This window comes from Bacillus cereus group sp. BfR-BA-01492, assembly GCF_022662815.1.
Classification (GTDB): domain Bacteria; phylum Bacillota; class Bacilli; order Bacillales; family Bacillaceae_G; genus Bacillus_A; species Bacillus_A cereus_BD.
Map to the genome: position 1 here is coordinate 39,999 of NZ_JAKUEH010000011.1, position 20,182 is coordinate 60,180.

The following is a 20,182-nucleotide window of genomic DNA, read 5'->3' on the forward strand; positions in this document are numbered from 1 at the left end:
AATTACTTTTAACGGTTTACATATGTGTCAAACCAAAGTTGAATATATCCAGCTGTAACACGTTGTGCATCCATTAAACGCTTACCTGTCATCGGTGTAACCTCAGCACGCCATTTGTCTGCATATTCCTGTGATATAGTTGCTCTCACAAACCAATCTTTTGTATTATCATTTACAATGCCAGGGAAATCTTGTTTTGCTACTACTGCCGCCGCATGAATCCAATCTTCTGGATTTCTTCCTTTCCAATTCCAATATCCATTTCCATCCGTTACTTTATAGTTATCTTTTATTGTATCTACAAAATTTTCATATTTAGAATGAAAGCCTTGTGGATAAGAAAGATTCGTAAAATTTGCTGCATGCATTGGTTGATTCACATCTCCTAAATAATGAAGAGATAAACCTAAATAGAAGAATGCTTGTTTCATATCTTTATTTTGATAAGATTCACCAGCAAGTTTGAAATATTTTGCGCCCGTTTCTTTTGCTTGCTTAGCAAATGAGATATACGTTTTCCCACTATCTGGATCATAGAAATGAGAAGTAAATGTACTATTATCATAATAAGGATTTTCATAATCAGCAGAATAAATACCATTCTCTAAATCTGTACGCCATTCATTTAATAATGCCAATTGCTCTTGTTTTACAATTGTTGTATTACGAGACATGATATCCATTGCGCGATTGACAATCCATAAATGAGAATTTACTCCCTCTTTATGTCGAGCTTCAGCAGACCAGCCCTGAAGTTTTCCAACTCTATATGCCCCGTCATTTTCATGTGCAAATGCTACGGTTTGCATTGGTGCTACTAATGTAATTGCCGCTGCTAAAGCAAGTACTTTCTTTTTCATATAACAAATCCTCCATTTATAATTAAGTAATAAAAAACATATCGTTGGGATCCTATGATTTTATCCGGTTAACCTATGACTAGAATATCTCACCTTTTATGGAAATACTATCATTAAATCAAAATATGTAAATTTTCATAATCAATTTTATTGAAAATTAAAATAATTACCTATACAATTAACTTTTAAGTAACATTCATGTATAACATTAGATAAAAATAATTACCAAAAGATCTATAAAGGGACAGTAGAGTGTCATGTTTTGTTCCAGTCAATATTTTTTACCATTCTAGTTTTAGCAGATTTTCACTTCACATTAGCATTACATGAAAAATGAAAAAGAGAGCAAAAAAGCTATTTCATTATTCTTATAAACTTTTTAATACTCATGATTTTTGTTTTTTAAGTATCGCTACCTTATTAGAAATCATTTTAATGGCACGAAAATATTTCATGCTATCTCTTCTATCACTTTCCAATATCTCTGCACACAACTTAAATACCCTTACATTGTAATCGAAAATTATGAATCTACTGCAAAGAAATGAATAAAAGATTGTAAAAAAAGGGGGCACCAGAACCTTATTTGGTATGTCTATTTTTAGTACTGTCATAAAAATTTAAAAGAAAAGTCTCCATGTCAAAGGAATGAGACCTAAATGACTGATAAATATAAACCAAGTATATTTTATATTCTTTTTCAAATTTACGAAACCGATGAAATAACATTTAAAATCCAAGCTCCCAAAATTGGGTTCTGGTGCAAAAATTCTAAAGTTCTTGCAAGTAATTTCCTAAACTTGGACATACTGATACTATTACTCTACAAAAGGAAAATTTGTTCAAATGGAAGCATTATCAGTCAGATATTATTTTGCTAACTGTACGTTGGTACCTACAGTACAACTTAAGTTTTCGTGATTTAGTAGAAATGATGGAGGAACGAGGATTATCCTTGGCTCATACTACCATTATGCGTTGGATCCATCAATATGGACCGGAATTTGACAAGAAAATCCGACGTCATCTCAAACAAACGAATAATTCATGGAAAGTGGATGAAACGTATGTAAAGGTAAAGGGACAATGGATGTATTTATATCGTGCCGTTGATTCTGAAGGAAATACGATTGACTTTTATCTGAGTAAAGCTAGAAATCATAAGGCTGCAAAGCGATTCTTCAAGAAAGCTTTGCGGTCTCTTCATGTTTCCAAACCTCGTGTGATTACATTTGATAAAAATCCAGCTTATTCAATCGCTATGGAAAAATTGAAGAAAGAAAAAAAGATGCCCGTAGACATCCAAACAAGACAACTCAAATATTTGAATAACATTGTGGAACAAGATCATCGTTTTATTAAGAAACGTATACGTTCTATGTTAGGATTCAAGTCTTTTCGTACAGCTATATCCATTCTTGCAGGAGTAGAAGCCATGCATATGATGAAAAAAGAACAGATTGATTTACGGGATCAGTCTGTTCAAAATCAAAAAGAATTCATTCATCAAATATTTGGATTAACAGCATAACATACCATTCTGCTAGAAATATATATGCTATATTTTCTTTTCTCTTATCTTTGCACCAGAACATCTAAATTTACATATCAAAATCATCTCCAAAATAAATTACCAAAAATTAAATTAATAATGGTTTAGAAACCAACAAGCAACGATTTGTTATTTTTAATTTTTCAGACAAAAAATCTATTAATTTACATTTTATCAACCTAAAACATTCCATTTAACAACAAAATTTGTTGTTTTTCTTGGGGTTTACATGTAAAATATTTCAATGTAAATACATACCATTTGTAGAAAGGGAGAAAATTATGAAAAAACTATTAGCTTCAGCATCTGCATTTGTACTCTTAACAATAGGGTTTAATTCACCTGCTTTTGCAGCAAAAAGCCCTAATGATACAAAAAATTGCGGACATTTTAAAAGTCAACAAGAAGCGCAAGAATTTTGGAATCAAAATGGATATGGAGTTGGTAATGATCCACACCGCCTAGATAGAGATAAAGATGGTATTCCTTGTGAAGATTACAAATATCCAGCAAGCACAAATGCTACAACAGAGAAAAAAGAGACATCTAAAAAAGAAGAATCTACTAAACAAGAACAAACAAATACTCAAAAACAAGCAACAAAAAAAGAAACTAAACAAAATACTAATACCAATACAGATGCAAAAAAAGATAGTAAAAAACAAGGTGAAAAATTACCAAATACAGCATCAAATAATGTTACAATGATGTTAGCAAGTTTAGGTTTAGCATTAGCGGGTTCTGTATTAATGTTCCGTCGTAAAAAAACAAATGCATAAAATAAGTCCTTAGAACGACAGGAGAAATCCTGTCGTTTTCAAGTGGAGTGATGAAAATGACTAAAAAACAATGGTTAGGATTATGTTTGTTTGTAGTTGGGCTCTCTCTCTTCTCTTATTGTTTTATAGAATGGTATGTATCTAGAAAATCAGCACAATCTTTAACTACTAATGAAATAGAACAATATACAACTAGTACATCAAAAGAAAAAACAAGTTCAATAATTACCCAACCTTCAATAGATCAAGAAACACCTGTACAAATTCCATCATCTCAAGTAAATCATCAGTTAGGTGAAAAAATAGCATATTTAATTATTCCTAACATTAAAAAGAAATATTCCGTATACTGGGGCACTGATGATAAAGTCTTAAAAAAGGGAGTAGGAATGTTCATAAGTGATGTAACGACCACTCCCTCTGGAAATGGTCACACTGTTTTAAGTGGTCATAGAGATACTGTATTTACTGAACTTGGTCAATTAAAAAAAAATGATCATCTTATTATAGAGTACGAAAATAAGTCTTATACTTACAAAATTAACAAACATTGGATAACAGATTCTGAAGATCGTACTGTAATTGTACAAAAAGGGGAACCCATACTAACTTTGACAACATGTTACCCGTTTAACTACATTGGCGATGCTCCAGAACGATATATAATCGAATCATCTTTAGTTTCTATTAAATAAAATAACTATTTCACTAATGTAAATTCTATTTGAGGTATCATCAACAAAAGGAAAAGTGATATCTTTCTTACAATATTAAAAAAGATATCACTTTTTCAAAACAAAAATAGGATGTAAATGGATGCTGGTGCAAAAATGTTAGTTAGAAACATAGAATAGCAATTACAGGTTATCTCGGTTTAGAAATCTTTGCAACAGAACCTTTATTCTTAATATAATTAGTCTTCTGCTTATTAAAAATACTGGATTTACACCAGATAATATAGTGTTTTCTACTACATTTTTATTTTTCAGCATTTTATTTCAATCATCTACAATTTTATTTATTGTATATATGATTAGAAATGGTAAGTCTAAAAAAATAAAAATAATATTATATATTTTTTTAACACTAGATATATTTATCTTTTTGTTATTACTATATTTAGAAAAATTCGTTTATTATTTGATTGTACTTGAGAGATAGAACATGGTCTCGCAGTAAAGATTGAAGATGAAGAAGTAGTTGAAGTTGGTTATCAAGATATCGTCTTATAATACTTGTTTTAAAAGTATTACATAAATTTTTTATTTTAATTGGAATATGAGAAAGCCACAGTAAATTGTATGTATTACTGTGGTTTTTTATTAATAGATTTTTGACCTCTTTATTTATAGTGTTTTGAATGTATACTTTTGTTGTATAAAGTGAGGATATCAGGAGATTTGGTAAGAAGTCAATATTTAAGGGGATTTGAAAGTAAGCTAATAATAAAAAATTTACTTTCAGAAACATAAAAAAGCCAATCATAATATAATTGAGTTACGATGCTACAAATTCAAACAATTGATGGATGAATTCTTTCTGATTTTGGACAGGCTGATCTGTAAATCAATCTGTTCTTTTTTCATCATATGCATAGCTTCTACTTCAGAAAGAATGGATGTAGCTGTGTCAAGACATTTTCACCTTAGTATAGAACGGATTCGTTTATCCAATTCAGAACCATATTGATGAACCCAACGCATAATCGTTGTGTGAGTCATACATAAGCCGCGCTCCTCTATCATTTCTACCAAATCACGAAAACTGAGGCTGTATCGTAGGTACTATCTAACCGTTAACAAAATAATATCAGGCTGATCATGTTTTCACTTGAATAGGTTTTGTTTTTTCATACCGATCACACACCTTTATAGAGTAATAGTATCAGTATGTCCAAGATTTGAAGATTACTTGGAAGAGCTTTAAAGTTTTTGCACCAGAACCTAAAAAAGTAGCCTTCCTCTATTGCTAGAAAAAGACTACCTTTCTTGTTGAAATTATATATTATTTAGGTGAAACAAGAATTTTCACTGTTTCTGTTCGTACAGTTAGTTCTGGAACTCCTTCTACTCGTACATCACGCTGATTGTGCCAAAGTAATGCTTTCATTTTATACATCCTTCTCTATGTATACTTAATATGGTGAAGTTTACGAATTGATTATAGTATCGATATCCATATGTCCTAAAAACAATGTACATTTCACAAATTTTTAACAACTACTGTACATTATTTTGGCATTTTATACTTTTTTCCACATTTCATTCAATTTCATTGCAGTTAAAATTCGCATTATGCCATAATAGCATAGGAGAGGTGAACATCGCTTGAAATATTTTATCTATTTTATTGTTATCATCGCGTTTTTAGATACATTTTCACAATTACCGATTATGAGTACTTACGCACAAAGTCTTGGAGGAACTCCGCTTATAATTGGGCTTGTCGTAGGTATGTATTCATTTGCTAATATGATTGGTAACATTATTGCTGGCATATCTGTTGATAAATTTGGTGCAAAGAAAGTACTTTATACGAGCATGGGGATTACAAGTTTCATAGTTTTACTATATACTATCGTTCAAAATGGTGAACAATTGCTTGTCGTGCGTTTCCTGCATGGATTTAGTGATGGCTTCTTAATCCCTGCTGCCTTTACTTTCCTGTCCAAACAAACAAAATCTACAAAACAAGGAAAAGCAATGGCATTATCTGGGGCGGCTGTCGGAACAGCAGCGATCGTTGGACCTGCCTTTAGCGGTATTATGAAAGCAACTGCAGGGATTCAATGGGTCTTTATCACTATTTCTATTCTCATGATGATTGGGACAATTGTATCCTTATTTTTATTGCCAAGTCATATAACAAGAACAGATACATCACGCACTCAAATGATGACAAAAGAAGATATGATGGCTTTATTAAAGTCCGAACCATTACTACAAGCATATATTGGAGCATTTACACTGATGTTCTCACAAGGAATTGTCACATATATGCTGCCAATGAAAGTGGAAGCACTCGCACTCAAATCATCTACAACAGGCATGATGATGAGTATATTCGGGATTACTGCCATCCTCTTCTTCTTATTGCCGACCAATCGCATATTTGATCGCTTTAATCGTTCAAAAATGATGTTAATCGGTATCACCGTCATGGCATTATCATTGTCCCTGCTCGGTTTATTTACAACAAAAGGAATGATTTTCATCGTCATGATGATTTATGGAGTCGGATTCGCAATCCTTTTCCCATCGATTAATGCTCTGCTTGTTGAAAATACAACCGAAAACAACCGAGGAAAAGCATTTGGATTATTTTACGCTTTCTTTTCGTTAGGAGTAGTCGCTGGTTCTTTTACAATCGGAGCAATCGGGGCATCACCGAGTGTCAGCTTTATAATTGGAACTGCATTTTTATTAACATTTGCCGGAATGATTTATGTAAGAGGAAAAGTCAAAAAGACAATGCTAGGCTAAATGCCAGCATTGTCTTTTTATTTCCCCTCTACTTTCACTACCTGTGTTCCAGCAATGAAATCATGAATCATTCTTTCTATATTCCCAGTAAAAGTCCGCTAACTTCTAGCTATATCTCGACAATTTCCTTGGAAATATTTCTTTTCCTTGCATCATTTGATAAAAGTAAACATTAATTTACCATATGATAAAAACACTTTACGGGGATTTTTATATCATTTATTTCTCTTGTGTTTTCTCCCAATCTGCTAAGAACTTCTCAATTCCTTGATCTGTTAATGGATGTTTTACTAGTGCACCAATGACATTTGCTGGAATTGTTGCGATATGTGCGCCATTTAACGCGGCTTCCGTTACATGTACACTATGACGTACAGATGCTGCAATAATTTCTGTTTCAATACCGTGAATTGCAAAAATCTCAGCTACTTGACGAATTAAATCCATACCGTTATGACCAATATCATCTAGACGACCTAAAAATGGAGATACATATGTTGCACCAGCGCGTGCTGCAAGTAATGCTTGTACGGCAGAGAACACTAGCGTAACGTTTGTACGAATTCCTAAGTCTGAGAATGCTTTTACTGCTTTTAATCCTTCTTTTGTCATCGGAACTTTTACAACAACGTTTGGTGCGATTTTTGCTAATTCTTTTCCTTCTTCAATCATTTTATCGGCTTCTAAGCTAATTACTTCCGCACTAACCGGGCCTTCAACAACACCGCAAATTTCACGAATACGTTCATGGAAATCTACGCCTTCTTTAGCTACAAGTGATGGATTTGTTGTTACACCTGCTAATACACCTAATTCATTTGCTTCTTTAATTTCATTAATATTTGCTGTATCAATAAAGAATTTCATTTGTAATTCTTCCTTCCTTATTTTTCATATTTTATTTTTTCTTAACAAGATCCAGTCCAATCGGAATGAATTTCTCCACTTTTTTACCTTGATTTACTTGTTTTGCTGTTTCCATCGCCTTTTCTCCGATTAATTCCGGCTTTTGTGCGACGGTTGCTGCCATACGTCCTTCTTTAACCGCTTTCACGGCATCATCTGTTGCATCAAATCCAACAACAACTACATCCATTTTGCCTGCAGATTTTAACGCTTCTAGCGCACCTAATGCCATCTCGTCATTATGAGCGAATACTGCTTTCACATCACTATTAGCCTGCAAAATATTTTCCATAACAGATAATCCTTTCGCACGGTCAAAATCAGCAGTTTGCTTAGCTGCTACGTTTAATCCAGCGTCTGCCACTTTATGGAATCCTTTCCCTCTCTCGCGTGCAGCAGATGATCCTGGAATTCCTTCTAATTCAGCCACAGTAGCTCCCTCACCAACGAGTTCACGAATATAATCTCCAGCTAATTTTCCTCCTGCAACATTATCAGAAGCAATATGAGAGACAACTTTTCCTGAATTTGCAACGCGGTCTACTGTAATTACAGGAATATTTGCTGCATTGGCTGCACTTACCGCTGAAGCAACAGCGTCTGAATCCGTTGGGTTAATAACAACTATATCAACACCTTTTTGAACCAAGTCTTCGACATCGTTCGTTTGCTTAGCTGCATCATTTTGTGCATCAACTGCAATCAATTCAATCCCAATATCTTTCGCTTTCTTTTCTGCTCCTTTTTTCAATGTAACAAAAAATGGATTATTTAAGGTAGAAACAGAAAGACCAACTTTAATAGTTTTATTTCGACCTTTATCACTAGAATCCTTTGCCCATTCTGGTGGTTCCATCGAGCAACCAGTAGTAACGACCATAATGAGTGCAACAAGTACAAGTAACCATTTTTTCATGAATTGTCCCTCCATTACGATTCTTTTCGACGATCAATTAATACAGCAAGTAGGATAACAAGCCCTTTTACAACTTGTTGGAAGAAAGATGACACGCCTAATAAATTTAGCCCGTTATTTAGCACTCCAATGATTAGTGCCCCAATAAACGTACCAACAATCCAACCTCTTCCTCCAGAAAGACTTGTTCCACCTAATACAACTGCAGCAATTGCATCTAATTCATAAGAAGAACCAGCAGTTGGCTGTGCAGAATCTAAACGAGATGTTAATACAATACCTGCAAGCGCTGCCAAAACACCAGATAGACCATAAATCATGACTTTGATTCTTGTAACATGAATGCCTGACAATGCCGCTGCCTCTTCATTTCCACCAATAGCAAATGTACGACGGCCAAATGTTGTTTTCTTTAAAATAAAATATAGAACTGCAAAAGCAATCATCATCGTTACAGCTGGTACTGGGATACCAAGGAAATAACCACGACCAAACATTTGGAACATGACATGATCACCAAGACCAGTGATCGGACGTCCGTCCATATAAACAAGTGTCAATCCACGAAAAATTGTCATTGTTGCTAATGTCGCAATAAATGGTGCCACTTTTCCTTTCGCAATAATGATACCGTTTACAATCCCCATCGCAAGACCTGCTAATAATCCAACTGCCATTGCCAAAAACGGATCCATACCACTTGCTAGCATTCCAGCAACAAGTGCACTTGATAATGCTAAAATAGAACCCACTGATAAGTCAATACCCCCTGTTAAAATAACAAAGGTCATTCCAAATGCAATGAGTGCATTAATCGATACTTGGCGCAAAATATTAAATAAATTTGGAATTTCAATAAATGCTGGATTTAATGCCGTAATCACTACAATAATGAGCACTAATCCGATTAAAGATCCAAGTTGTTGCAGAACATTCCCCTTTTTTGCCATCATTTACTCTCCTCCTGTAGCTAATGCCATAATGGATTCTTGCGTTGCTTTCTCTTTCTCAAGAATACCGCCTACTTTTCCTTCATGAATGACTAGAACGCGATCACTCATCCCTAATACTTCAGGTAATTCAGATGAAACCATAATCACTGCATCACCTTGGTTTGTAAACTTATTCATAATGGAATAAATCTCTTTTTTCGCACCAACATCTACACCTCTTGTTGGTTCATCTAAAATTAACAGCTGCGGATGGATTCCAAGCCATTTTGCGATGACAACTTTTTGCTGATTTCCACCAGATAGTGATTTCACAGCTTGTTCTCCATTTGCTGCTTTCACATTCAAAAGTTTCATCATATCCTCTGTAAACTGCGCTTCTAACCCTTTGTCCATGACACTGCTTTTTGAAAGAGTTTCTAAATTAGGTAATGCTAGATTTTCTCGAATGGAAAAATCTAATACAAGTCCTTCTGATTTTCGATCCTCTGTAATAAAAGCAATTCTTTGTCTAATCGCATCGATTGGACTATCAATCTTTACTTCCTGTCCATTGATAAAGATTTGTCCTGAGTCAAGTGGCTCATATCCAAATATGGCTTTCATAATATCTGTACGTCCAGCTCCCATTAATCCAGCGACACCAAGAATTTCACCTTTCCTAACTTGAAAAGAAATGTTTTCAAACTTACCTTTTTTCGTTCCATTCCGCATTTCAAAAATGACTTCACCAATCTTTGCATGACGCTCTGGATAACGTTCACCAATACTACGCCCTACCATCATGCTAACTACTTCATCAAATGATGTTTCAGGAATTTGTCTTGTACCCACATATTCTCCATCACGCAAAATCGTAATGGCATCACAAATAGAAAATATTTCTTCCATGCGATGCGAAATATAAACAAATGATACACCTTCTTTTCGCAGTTTATGAATCACTGTAAAAAGTGTTTCAATCTCACGATCTGTCAAAGCAGCTGTAGGCTCATCCATAATAATGACACTCGCATTTGTCATTAATGCTTTACCGATTTCAATAATTTGCTGTTGTCCAACCGATAAATCTCCTGCCATTGTAGTTCCTTTTACATAAAGCCCTAAATCAGCCAATTGTTGCTGAGCTATAGCATTCATTTGGCGCGAGCGCAAAACGCTTGTTTTTCCATACATTAGCTCTTTGCCAAGAAACATATTTTCAGCAACTGTTAAATTAGGCAAGATGTTTAATTCTTGATGAATAAAAGCAATTCCATACTCCTCTGCTTCTTTTGCATTTTTAAATACTCTCTCTTGCCCATCGATTTTGATTTGACCACTATCTTTCTTATATACACCTGTTAAAATTTTCATGAGCGTTGACTTACCCGCTCCATTTTCCCCCATTAGCGCATGAACTTCGCCTGTTTCAATACGAAATTGGGCATTTTTCAAAACAGGGTTCCCATTGAACGCTTTTGAAATATTTATCATTTCAATACGCATTCTCATCACATCCCTTTATTAAAAAATCACACCTGCATGTAAAATAATGTTCGCATACGGTGTTGCTTCCCCTGTACGAATAATCGCCTTTGCCTGCTCTGTTTTCTCTTTAAACTCTTCATGCGAGACATATTCAAAATCCGCTTCTTTTAAGCGTGATTCAATTTCTTTATGGATTTCTCTATTATTTGTAGTAATCTCTTCCGCTACTGTTACTTTTTCAATAGCCATATCATCTATTACAACTTGTAATACATCCAGAAAAGAAGGTTTTCCAAGCTCTACAGCTAAATCTATTCGCTTCACACTATCAGGAATTGGTAATCCGCAGTCCGCAATTACAATCGTATCTGTATGACCAAGTGCCGCTAATGTGGCAGCAATTTCACTATTTAATACGCCATGCTTCTTCATTCAACAATCACCTGTACTTCCCTCACCTGTTCTCTTGTTGGCATACCACCTTGTGCACCGAGCTTTGTTACAGAAAGGCCACCGGCTATATTTGCAAAACGAATTGCTTTTTCAAGCTCTTCTCCTTCTGCAAGTGAAACTGCTAATGCACCGTTAAATGTATCACCAGCCCCTGTCGTGTCAACTACTTTTACAGAAATACTTGGCACTTGTACGATTTCTGTACCATTATGAAATCGAACTCCTTTACTTCCTTCTGTCATCAATAATTTATTTGGATATTTGGCAAGTAAGTCTTCAATCGGTGATTCAAAATCATCTAGTACAATACGACACTCATGTTCATTCGGTGTAATATATGTTGCTTTTTCCAAAATCTCTGGCGATAATGCTTGTGCTGGAGCTGGATTTAACATGACTGGGACCTTATGCTCCTTACAAATAGTAAGAACATATTCCACTGTCTCAAGCGGAATTTCTAACTGAAGAACGACCATATCTGCCTTTACAAGTAAATCTTTTGCACGGTCAACAATTTGCTGATTCACAAGGCGATTCGCACCTTGCACAACAACAATACTGTTATCTTCTTCTGCTAAAACGATATGAGCAATTCCTGTTGTTTCATCTGTAACCGGTACCACATAATCGATAAAAATACGCTCATTCTCTAAATTTTTTCGTACTCTCATGCCGTAATCATCATTTCCTACAGCACCTACCATAGCTACATTGGCCCCTAATCGAGCTACGGCAACAGCCTGATTTGCTCCTTTTCCTCCAGGTACTGTATGAAACGCCTCTCCAATTACTGTTTCTCCAGCTTTCGGTCTTTTCTTTGAAACAGCTACTAAATCCATTGAAATACTTCCTACTACAGCTATATTTGGCAACGACCTCATCTCCTTATTTCGTTGTATTTCGTTCGATAATTTCAATCGGCAAACGGTAATGTTCTGTTTCTAACCGTTTTCCTTCCATTTGTTCTAATAACAATTCAGTTGCAATACGTCCCATCTCATAAATAGGTTGTGCAACAGTCGTAATAGATGGGTACATCATTTCTGCTAAAGAAATGCCATCAAACCCAATAATTTGTAAATCGTTAGGAATAGCAATTCCCTTTTGTAAAGCAGCCTTTACGACACCAATTGCAATCAAATCATTTCCTGCTACAATACCATCAATATGCGGATATTCGTCTAGTAATTTCATCGCAACACGTTCACTATTTGCTGGATCAAACGTACTTTCCGCAATCATATAAGAAAGGCCATATTCCGTAATCATATCAACAAAACCTTCAAAGCGCTCATTTGCAGTACTTACATCACGCGGTCCACGTATATGAGCAATATGATTACACCCTTTCTCCAACAGTAACTTTGTTGCTTTTTGAATCCCCGCATAATTATCTGCATATACTGTGGGAATGCGCTCATTAAACATGCGATCAATTGCCACAACTGGTACAGATATATTCATGTAATTCACGCTATTTTCAGGATTTGTTGCAACAATAAATCCATCTACGTTATTTTGTCTTAGTACATCAATATATTGTTTCTCTTTTTCTAAACTTTCATCAGAATTACAAAGTACAACTGTGTATCCTTGCTTATGCGCTACATCTTCTACAGCACGCGCAATTTCTGGAAAGAATGGATTCACGATGTTCGGAACGACTAAGCCAATTAAACGAGATTTCTTATTATACAAAGAACGCGCCACTGTACTAGGTTTATAATCCAACAGTTCAATCGCTCGTTCCACCTTTTTTAATGTATCTTCGTGAACGTATCCATTTTTATTTAGTACTCTAGAAACGGTCGCAACAGATACTCCCGCTAATTTTGCAACGTCTTTAATCGTACTCATTCTTTTCCTCCCCATCATGTGTAACCGTTTACAGAAAGTAATATAACCTATTTACGGAAATACGTCAATCATTTCTGCTCAAAAAAGAGTATATGTTATACACATAAGAAAAAGCATCACCATAAGGCGATGCTTTTTTATTAATATGATACATTTGTATGTTTCTCTTCTACCTCTACTGTCTCTTCTGCATCTTTCTTTCGATCAGAAAGCTTAATCTTCTCTAAGAAAATCGTAAAGATAGCACCAACAACAATAAATACTAATCCTGTTAAAAATACACTATGCAATGAATCCAATAACGAATTCTTCAAAATAGGAACGATACTTGTAGAAAATGCTTCTGGCATTTGTTTCAACGCCTCTGGACTAAACAGCATAGAATATAATCCTTGTGGATCTGTATGAATCATATCTTTAAACTTTGTTACAACCTGTCCAGCTTGCGGTGGAAACTTCTCTAATACAGGTACTAATTTTTCAGTTAAAATGGTACCTGAAGTATTATTCATAATAGATCCTAAAATTGTAATTCCAAATGTTCCTCCAATTTGACGGAAAAATTGACTGGATGAAGTTACAACACCAAGATCTTTTTTCGAGAAACTTTCTTGTAATGCTAATGTCAATGTTGGCATGACAAGCCCCATACCTAAACCGATAATCATCATATAAGAAGTCGCTACAAGCTTACTTGTATTCATATCCATTGTTGTTAATAACCAGAAGCCACCAGCCATAATCAACATACCAACAATAATCTGCGGCTTCACTCCAACTTTCAAGACAAGTTGACCACCAATAATACTTGTCACAATCATTGTAATCATCATCGGTGTCATAATCGTCCCAGATTCAGCTGCACTTACTCCTACAATTCCTTGCATAAAGAATGGAACGAACATAATTGCACCAAACATTCCAATACTCATAAAGAAACCAATCGCATTCAATAGTGTAAATGTACGATTTTTAAAGAAATGCATTGGCAAGATTGGTTCTTCAGCTTTTGTTTCCACAAATACAAAGCTTACAATACCAATTAAAGCTAAAGTAAACAATCCGATAATTTGCCAAGAATCCCATGCGTAATCTTTTCCACCGAATGTTAATGCAAGTAATAAACTTACAACACCAACAATCATCGTAAAAATTCCAGCGATGTCAATTTTAATAGGTCCTGTTTGTTTATGTGATTGTAATCCCATTGCAATAAAGATTGTTGCGACAATACCAACCGGTAAGTTAATGTAAAATACCCATCTCCAGTTAACTGCATCTACAATCCAACCACCAACTTGCGGACCAATTACTGAAGCAAGGCCATATAAAGCGCCAAAAATACCTTGCCATTTCGCACGCTCTTTCCCCGTGAACATATCTCCAATAATAATCATAGCCATCGGCATCATAATACCTCCGCCAAGACCCTGAATACCGCGGAAAATAATCAACTCTGTCATACCGTTTGCCATACCACATAACGCTGAGCCAATCATAAAGATAACTAATCCTGTCATATATACGTTACGGCGTCCTAATAAATCTGCTAATTTACCTGCAATCGGTACAACTGTCGTAGATGTTAGCATATAAGCTGTCGTTAGCCATGTCATTAAGCTTAATCCACCTAGCTCCCCGACAATACGCGGCATCGCTGTACCGACGATTGTTCCATCTAGTGCTGCAAATAACATTGCAATCACTAAACCAATCAATAATAATTTTCTTTTTTTATCATCTTGTTGTTTCATGTAATCTCCTCAACTTCTCTTAATTTATCTCTTTTTTCTCATTTGTCCCGCAAACAATTGTTTCTAATTTTTCAAATAGGCGTAATAAATCTTTTCTTTCTTGTAATTCTAATTGCGAGAAATATTTTGCAATGTGCTCATTACGAGCATTCCTCGCCTCTTCTACTTTAGCTTTCCCCTTTTTCGTTAACTCAATGATAACAACACGCCGATCATCTTTATCGTGATAGCGCTCAACTAGTTCTTGATCAATTAAACGATCGATCATTACTGTAATTGCACTTGGTTTTACATACATTTTTTTCGCTAATTTTGTCGCTCGTGAGGCACCATGGTTCTCTAAAATTTTTAAAATATAAAATTGTGGTGGTGTAAGTCCTGATGCTTGTGTTTGTTCCAATAACCCCGTTTGCATTTTCTTTCCTATAGAGAATGCAAGAGCTTGAATTTTATCAATATGAGTACTATCATTTGGCATATTATCTACCTCTTATTTAAACAATAAAATATTTAATCTATTTAAATATTAATATCAAGAATAAAATTCGTCAATCATTTTATGATTAAAAACGTTTACATTTCTGTCACAAAGTTGTATAATTTTTATCGAAGTTAATATTGACAGTCATGGAGAATAAGAGTATAAGACTATGGAACATAGAAGGGGGACCTTTCTATTTTTCATAGTCTTTTTTATTTCTTATGACATAAAATGGTTTCAATCATTAAGGAGGATTTGTAGGTTATGTTTTTAACTCAGTTGTTTAAACCTGCGCCACATAAAGAGCGCTTGCCTGCTGATCGCATCGACAGTGAATACCGCAAATTGCGCTTACAAGTGTTTTTAGGTATTTTTATCGGTTATGCAGGTTACTACTTTGTTCGAAAGAATTTTTCATTAGCAATGCCGTATTTGGTCGAACAAGGATTTAGTAAAGGAGAACTTGGTATTATTCTTTCGGCCGTATCGATTGCATACGGAATAAGCAAGTTTATTATGGGGATTATATCCGACCGTTGTAACCCTCGTTACTTTTTAGCAGCAGGTCTCTTTTTATCTGGTATCATTAACATTATTTTTGGTTCATTTTCTTTCATTACAACGAGCATTATCCTTATGTTTGTACTTCAATTTTTAAATGGTTGGGTACAAGGAATGGGTTGGCCTCCTTGTGGACGTACAATGGTTCACTGGTTCTCAGTTAGTGAACGCGGTACGAAAATGTCTATTTGGAACGTTGCTCATAATGTCGGTGGTGCTCTTATGCCATCACTCGTTACATTAGGACTATATGTATTCGCTAATGATTGGAAAAGTATATTCTACTTCCCAGGTATTCTTTCTATTTTAGTTGGTATTTATGTATTAATTACAATGCGTGATACACCTCAATCTTGTGGTTTACCATCAATTGAAGAACATACAGGAGAATATCCAGCTGATGAGAAAGTAAAAGATCGTGAACGTGAACTTTCAGTAAAAGAAATTTTATTCAAATATGTACTGAACAATAAATTTCTATGGTACATCGCAATTGCAAACGTATTCGTATACTTTGTGCGCTACGGTGTTGTAGACTGGGCTCCTACTTATTTAGTAGAAGAAAAAAGCTTTACACATAGTAGTTCTCGTACTGCTTATGCTCTATATGAATGGGCTGGTATTCCAGGTACACTTCTTTGCGGCTGGATGAGTGATAAACTCTTTAAAGGACGCCGTGCACCTGCTGGTATTTTATTTATGGTGGGTGTATTTATTTCCGTTCTTGTATACTGGTTAAATCCAGCGGGTCATCCGATCATTGATAGTATCGCTCTAGTAGCAATTGGATTCTTAATTTACGGACCAGTTATGTTAATTGGATTACACGCACTTGACTTAGCACCAAAAAAAGCAGCTGGAACTGCTGCTGGTTTAACTGGATTCTTTGGTTATCTTGGCGGTGCATCATTTGCTAGCGCTGCGATGGGCTTTATTGTAGATGCTTTCGGCTGGAATGGTGGGTTTATTTTACTACTTACATCCTGCTTACTTGCAATCGTCTTCTTAGCCCTTACTTTAAACACAGGTTCAGCAAAATCAAAACAAGCATAAAATAGAACTTTATTAAGAAGCATTATTATATTTCACAAAAAACGAGAGACAATTCTTACTAGAATGTTTCTCGTTTTTTCTACATATCTCCCTTTTTTCATAACCACAACAATAAAGTTGGTTCTTATGATAAAGATGTAGACAAAGCGAAAAAATTATTAGATGAGGCTGGTTATAAAGATAAAAATGGAGATGGATTTCGTGAAGATCCAAATGGAAAAGAATTCAAAATCAATTTCCTATCTATGAGTGGTAGCGATACAAGTGAACCGCTTGCTAAATTATTTATTCAATCGTGGAAAGATATTGGTTTAAAAGTAGAGCTTCTTGATGGTCGTTTACATGAATTCAACTCATTCTACGACATGCTGAAAACAGATGATCCGAAAGTTGATGTATTCGCGGGCGCTTGGGGCGTTGCTTCTGATCCAGATCCTTCTGGCCTTTGGGCAAAAGAGGCATTTTTCAACTACACACGCTGGGTAAATGACAAAAACACTGAATTATTACAAGAAGGAATTTCTCCAAAAGCTGCCGATGAAAAATATCGTAAAGATGTATACGACAAATGGCAAAAACTTGTTCACGATGAAGTACCATTAATTCCTCTTCATTATAAGTTTGAGCTAATCGGAGTAAACAACCGCGTAAAAGACTATAAATATAATCCAGAAGATCGATACAAATGGGGAAATGTTACTGTAACAAGTGAAAAACCAGAAGTAGAAAAGTAAACAAAACTAGCCCTTCGCAGTCATCAATGATCGCGAAGGGCTAGTTTTCATTTCTGTATATAACTTGTTTGTCGTTTCTCATCATTTGTTCCTTTCTATACATTAAAATAAATGTTGTAACAATTTCAGTGCAACTGCCAATATAACAGCTACTAGAAATCCTCCTAAACAAATCAAGCTTACCCCTTGACTATATGATAATTGTTGAAATACTTTCATTCCTCTCATCCTCCCATATATGTATCTACACCCTTAGTATATCCATAAAAGGAATTTTATAACATTGATTTTTCTAACAACTATCTTACAATTTTGTAAGATTACCAAAAAACAGACAGCCTTTCTGCTGCCTGTTACTTTACAATCATCACGGGGCACTTCACTCGTTTTGCAACTTTATGGCTCACACTACCAAGAACCATTTCCTGAAGTGTATTTAATCCTCTACTTCCTACGACTACAAGGTCAATATCTCCAGTATTTACATATTGCACAATTGTTTCTCCTGGGTCGCCATGTAGAATCGTAATTTTATAAGAGACTTCTTCTTGTTGCAACATCGTTTCTATTTCTCTTACTCTCTCTTTTCTACTAGCTTCTATTATTTCTATATCTGTTTGCCCATGAATAATATCTGATTTCGCTGTTCGATTATCAACTACATATACAACTTCCACATTTGCTTCTACATTGCATTTTGCAATATGTGCTGCATGCTTTGCCGCGCGAAACGCATGTCTCGAACCATCACATGCTAATATAATCTGCCTATACATATGCTGAATCCCCTTTCCGTATCATAATCGTATTATAATACAAAAAACCGCCTTTTTGTTTTCAAAAAGGCGGTTCCGCTTTAGCTAATAACTTGTTTGTTATGGGTAGCTAATTTTGTTACAAGTTTTAAACTACGCTCATTTAGTCCTACTATATTCACCTGTATACCATTTTGCTCATATTTCATCATAACCTTATCAATTGCTGCTACAGCTGAATCATCCCACACATGTGCATGTGTAAAATCAATCACTACCTCTTGCACATCCTCTTTAAATTGAAATGCGTTTATAAACTCTGTCGTAGATGCAAAGAATAATTGTCCATGAATTTCATAAATTTTCTTATTTTCAATATATAAATGTTTCACGTGAATCTTTGCCATGTTTACGGCAAATAATACAGCGCTACTTACAGTTCCGACAATTACACCAAGCCCTAAATTATGTGTAATGAGAACAATAATAACTGTTACAATCATCACAAATGCGTCGCCTTTCGGAACCTTATGAAGAGTAAATACAGATTTCCAATCAAATGTTCCGATAGAAACCATAATCATCACAGCTACTAATGCAGCCATCGGAATATGCACAACATAATCTCCTAAAACAAATAATAAGACAATTAAAAATCCGCCTGCTATAAATGTTGATAATCGTCCTCTTCCACCTGATTTCATATTAATAAGAGATTGTCCAATCATGGCACATCCAGCCATGCCACCAAAGAATCCAGCAACAATATTTGCAATTCCTTGCCCGCATGCTTCCTTATGCTTATTACTTGGTGTATCTGTTATATCATCTAAAAGAGAGGCTGTTAATAGCGATTCCAATAAACCGATTACAGCTAGCATAATCGAATACGGCAAAATAATAGCTAATGTCTCTAATGTGAATGGGACATCTGGAATATGAAAGAAAGGTAATTCTTTTGGTAAACTTCCCATATCACCAACTGTCCGTAACTGGAATCCACTTATAAGCGCAATACTTGTTACAGCTAGAATGGAAACAAGCGTAGATGGCACTGCTGTTGTTATACGTGGAAATAGATAAATAATAGCTAGACCTAAAGCAACAAGTGCATACATTTGCCAATTTGCACGATGGAAATGCGGAAGCTGTGCTGTGAAAATTAAAATGCCAAGTGCATTCACAAATCCGCTCATAACAGGACGTGGAACAAACTTCATAAGCGAACTTAATTTTAATACTCCAAAAATAATTTGGACAATCCCAGTTAATATCGTCACAGCAAATAAATACTGTAACCCATGCTCTTTTACAAGCGTCACCATTAATAACGCCATCGCACCTGTTGCTGCAGAAATCATTCCTGGTCTTCCGCCCACAAATGAAATTGTCACTGCAATACAAAAAGCGGCATACAATCCAACCATCGGATCCACACCTGCAATGACAGAAAAGGCGATTGCTTCAGGAATTAAAGCTAACGCAACAACAACTCCTGATAGCACATCTCCTTTCACATTAGAAAACCATTCATGTTTTATCGTTTGAAACAAAATAACACTCCTCTACTCTTTCATGATTTGATTTTCTCCATAAGAAAATCAGGACCGACTGCACGA

General features: G+C 35.1%; 18 protein-coding genes and 3 pseudogenes. 7 read left to right on the forward strand and 14 right to left on the reverse strand.

The features are described from left to right. Nucleotides 1-8 precede the first annotated feature (8 nt). The gene (gene cerA, locus MR063_RS14540; protein ID WP_242198875.1) at nt 9-860 is read right to left on the reverse strand and encodes a phospholipase CerA; all 852 of its coding nucleotides are present in this window, start codon (nt 858-860) and stop codon (nt 9-11) included. An 817-nt stretch (nt 861-1,677) separates the two neighbouring features. Here cerA and MR063_RS14545 point away from each other — a divergent pair. The 4 genes and pseudogenes from MR063_RS14545 to MR063_RS22195 all read left to right on the forward strand — a co-directional run. After that, nucleotides 1,678-2,391, forward strand: coding sequence for an IS6 family transposase (locus tag MR063_RS14545; protein ID WP_242199016.1), 714 nt, complete (start codon nt 1,678-1,680; stop codon nt 2,389-2,391). Between the two features lie 302 nt (nt 2,392-2,693). Then, the gene (locus MR063_RS14550; RefSeq protein ID WP_242198878.1) at nt 2,694-3,191 is read left to right on the forward strand and encodes an excalibur calcium-binding domain-containing protein; all 498 of its coding nucleotides are present in this window, start codon (nt 2,694-2,696) and stop codon (nt 3,189-3,191) included. A gap of 56 nt (nt 3,192-3,247) precedes the next feature. Then, the gene (locus MR063_RS14555; RefSeq protein ID WP_242198880.1) at nt 3,248-3,886 is read left to right on the forward strand and encodes a class D sortase; all 639 of its coding nucleotides are present in this window, start codon (nt 3,248-3,250) and stop codon (nt 3,884-3,886) included. A gap of 426 nt (nt 3,887-4,312) precedes the next feature. Continuing rightward, nucleotides 4,313-4,423, forward strand: a pseudogene (locus tag MR063_RS22195) (DUF6985 domain-containing protein); the annotation flags it as partial. Between the two features lie 265 nt (nt 4,424-4,688). Here the strand turns inward: MR063_RS22195 and MR063_RS14560 are convergent. Then, nucleotides 4,689-4,999 (reverse strand): annotated as a pseudogene (locus MR063_RS14560) (hypothetical protein). Between the two features lie 519 nt (nt 5,000-5,518). Between MR063_RS14560 and MR063_RS14565 the strand changes: the two are divergent. Next, a complete protein-coding gene (locus tag MR063_RS14565; protein ID WP_242198882.1) occupies nt 5,519-6,673 on the forward strand; it encodes an MFS transporter in 1,155 nt (384 codons plus the stop codon). 219 nt (nt 6,674-6,892) lie between these two features. On the opposite strand, the gene fsa is transcribed toward MR063_RS14565, so the two are convergent. The 9 genes from fsa to MR063_RS14610 all read right to left on the reverse strand — a co-directional run bounded on the left by fsa (nt 6,893) and on the right by MR063_RS14610 (nt 15,457). Further along, nucleotides 6,893-7,540: a fructose-6-phosphate aldolase gene (fsa, locus tag MR063_RS14570; RefSeq protein WP_242198884.1), complete on the reverse strand. Its 648-nt coding sequence runs from the start codon at nt 7,538-7,540 to the stop codon at nt 6,893-6,895. Nucleotides 7,541-7,571: 31 nt separating this feature from the next. Continuing rightward, nucleotides 7,572-8,495 (reverse strand): ribose ABC transporter substrate-binding protein RbsB, encoded by a 924-nt coding sequence (gene rbsB / locus MR063_RS14575; protein WP_242198886.1) that lies wholly within the window; start codon nt 8,493-8,495, stop codon nt 7,572-7,574. Between the two features lie 14 nt (nt 8,496-8,509). After that, a complete protein-coding gene (locus MR063_RS14580) occupies nt 8,510-9,445 on the reverse strand; it encodes an ABC transporter permease subunit (RefSeq protein WP_242199020.1) in 936 nt (311 codons plus the stop codon). A 3-nt stretch (nt 9,446-9,448) separates the two neighbouring features. Then, nucleotides 9,449-10,933 carry a sugar ABC transporter ATP-binding protein gene (locus tag MR063_RS14585; RefSeq protein WP_242198888.1) on the reverse strand — a complete coding sequence of 495 codons (1,485 nt, stop codon included), beginning with the start codon at nt 10,931-10,933 and terminating at the stop codon, nt 9,449-9,451. 18 nt (nt 10,934-10,951) lie between these two features. Beyond that, nucleotides 10,952-11,347 carry a D-ribose pyranase gene (rbsD, locus tag MR063_RS14590; protein WP_242198890.1) on the reverse strand — a complete coding sequence of 132 codons (396 nt, stop codon included), beginning with the start codon at nt 11,345-11,347 and terminating at the stop codon, nt 10,952-10,954. Continuing rightward, complete coding sequence (rbsK, locus tag MR063_RS14595; RefSeq protein WP_242198892.1) at nt 11,344-12,240, reverse strand: ribokinase; 897 nt, start codon at nt 12,238-12,240, stop codon at nt 11,344-11,346. The genes rbsD and rbsK overlap by 4 nt, the downstream gene beginning before the upstream one ends. 13 nt (nt 12,241-12,253) lie before the next feature. Beyond that, the gene (locus MR063_RS14600; RefSeq protein ID WP_396021845.1) at nt 12,254-13,240 is read right to left on the reverse strand and encodes a LacI family DNA-binding transcriptional regulator; all 987 of its coding nucleotides are present in this window, start codon (nt 13,238-13,240) and stop codon (nt 12,254-12,256) included. A gap of 125 nt (nt 13,241-13,365) precedes the next feature. Continuing rightward, nucleotides 13,366-14,979: an MDR family MFS transporter gene (locus MR063_RS14605; RefSeq protein WP_242198897.1), complete on the reverse strand. Its 1,614-nt coding sequence runs from the start codon at nt 14,977-14,979 to the stop codon at nt 13,366-13,368. Nucleotides 14,980-14,998: 19 nt separating this feature from the next. Further along, on the reverse strand, nt 14,999-15,457 hold the full coding sequence (locus MR063_RS14610) for a MarR family winged helix-turn-helix transcriptional regulator (protein WP_242198900.1): 459 nt from the start codon (nt 15,455-15,457) through the stop codon (nt 14,999-15,001). A 267-nt stretch (nt 15,458-15,724) separates the two neighbouring features. Between MR063_RS14610 and glpT the strand changes: the two genes are divergently transcribed. Both glpT and MR063_RS14620 read left to right on the forward strand, forming a co-directional pair. After that, nucleotides 15,725-17,074 (forward strand): glycerol-3-phosphate transporter, encoded by a 1,350-nt coding sequence (gene glpT, locus MR063_RS14615; RefSeq protein ID WP_242198902.1) that lies wholly within the window; start codon nt 15,725-15,727, stop codon nt 17,072-17,074. Between the two features lie 104 nt (nt 17,075-17,178). Beyond that, nucleotides 17,179-17,808 (forward strand): annotated as a pseudogene (locus tag MR063_RS14620) (ABC transporter substrate-binding protein); the annotation flags it as partial. Between the two features lie 102 nt (nt 17,809-17,910). On the opposite strand, the gene MR063_RS14625 reads toward MR063_RS14620, so the two are convergent. The 3 genes from MR063_RS14625 to MR063_RS14635 form a co-directional block, all read right to left on the reverse strand. Then, entirely contained in the window at nt 17,911-18,036 is a 126-nt protein-coding gene (locus tag MR063_RS14625; RefSeq protein WP_242198905.1) for a DUF4027 family protein, read from the reverse strand. A 125-nt stretch (nt 18,037-18,161) separates the two neighbouring features. Beyond that, a complete protein-coding gene (locus MR063_RS14630; RefSeq protein WP_242198907.1) occupies nt 18,162-18,584 on the reverse strand; it encodes a universal stress protein in 423 nt (140 codons plus the stop codon). A gap of 80 nt (nt 18,585-18,664) precedes the next feature. Continuing rightward, nucleotides 18,665-20,116 carry a SulP family inorganic anion transporter gene (locus tag MR063_RS14635; protein WP_242198908.1) on the reverse strand — a complete coding sequence of 484 codons (1,452 nt, stop codon included), beginning with the start codon at nt 20,114-20,116 and terminating at the stop codon, nt 18,665-18,667. Nucleotides 20,117-20,182 lie beyond the last annotated feature (66 nt).

Bases quoted from the DNA above. Each gene is read 5' to 3' on its own strand.
- cerA (WP_242198875.1), bottom strand. From the start codon at position 860: ATGAAAAAGAAAGTACTTGCTTTAGCAGCGGCAATTACATTAGTAGCA.
- MR063_RS14550 (WP_242198878.1), top strand. From the start codon at position 2,694: ATGAAAAAACTATTAGCTTCAGCATCTGCATTTGTACTCTTAACAATA.
- MR063_RS14555 (WP_242198880.1), top strand. From the start codon at position 3,248: ATGACTAAAAAACAATGGTTAGGATTATGTTTGTTTGTAGTTGGGCTC.
- fsa (WP_242198884.1), bottom strand. From the start codon at position 7,540: ATGAAATTCTTTATTGATACAGCAAATATTAATGAAATTAAAGAAGCA.
- rbsB (WP_242198886.1), bottom strand. From the start codon at position 8,495: ATGAAAAAATGGTTACTTGTACTTGTTGCACTCATTATGGTCGTTACT.
- MR063_RS14580 (WP_242199020.1), bottom strand. From the start codon at position 9,445: ATGGCAAAAAAGGGGAATGTTCTGCAACAACTTGGATCTTTAATCGGA.
- MR063_RS14585 (WP_242198888.1), bottom strand. From the start codon at position 10,933: ATGCGTATTGAAATGATAAATATTTCAAAAGCGTTCAATGGGAACCCT.
- rbsD (WP_242198890.1), bottom strand. From the start codon at position 11,347: ATGAAGAAGCATGGCGTATTAAATAGTGAAATTGCTGCCACATTAGCG.
- MR063_RS14600 (WP_396021845.1), bottom strand. From the start codon at position 13,240: ATGGGGAGGAAAAGAATGAGTACGATTAAAGACGTTGCAAAATTAGCG.
- MR063_RS14605 (WP_242198897.1), bottom strand. From the start codon at position 14,979: ATGAAACAACAAGATGATAAAAAAAGAAAATTATTATTGATTGGTTTA.
- MR063_RS14610 (WP_242198900.1), bottom strand. From the start codon at position 15,457: ATGCCAAATGATAGTACTCATATTGATAAAATTCAAGCTCTTGCATTC.
- glpT (WP_242198902.1), top strand. From the start codon at position 15,725: ATGTTTTTAACTCAGTTGTTTAAACCTGCGCCACATAAAGAGCGCTTG.
- MR063_RS14625 (WP_242198905.1), bottom strand. From the start codon at position 18,036: ATGAGAGGAATGAAAGTATTTCAACAATTATCATATAGTCAAGGGGTA.
- MR063_RS14630 (WP_242198907.1), bottom strand. From the start codon at position 18,584: ATGTATAGGCAGATTATATTAGCATGTGATGGTTCGAGACATGCGTTT.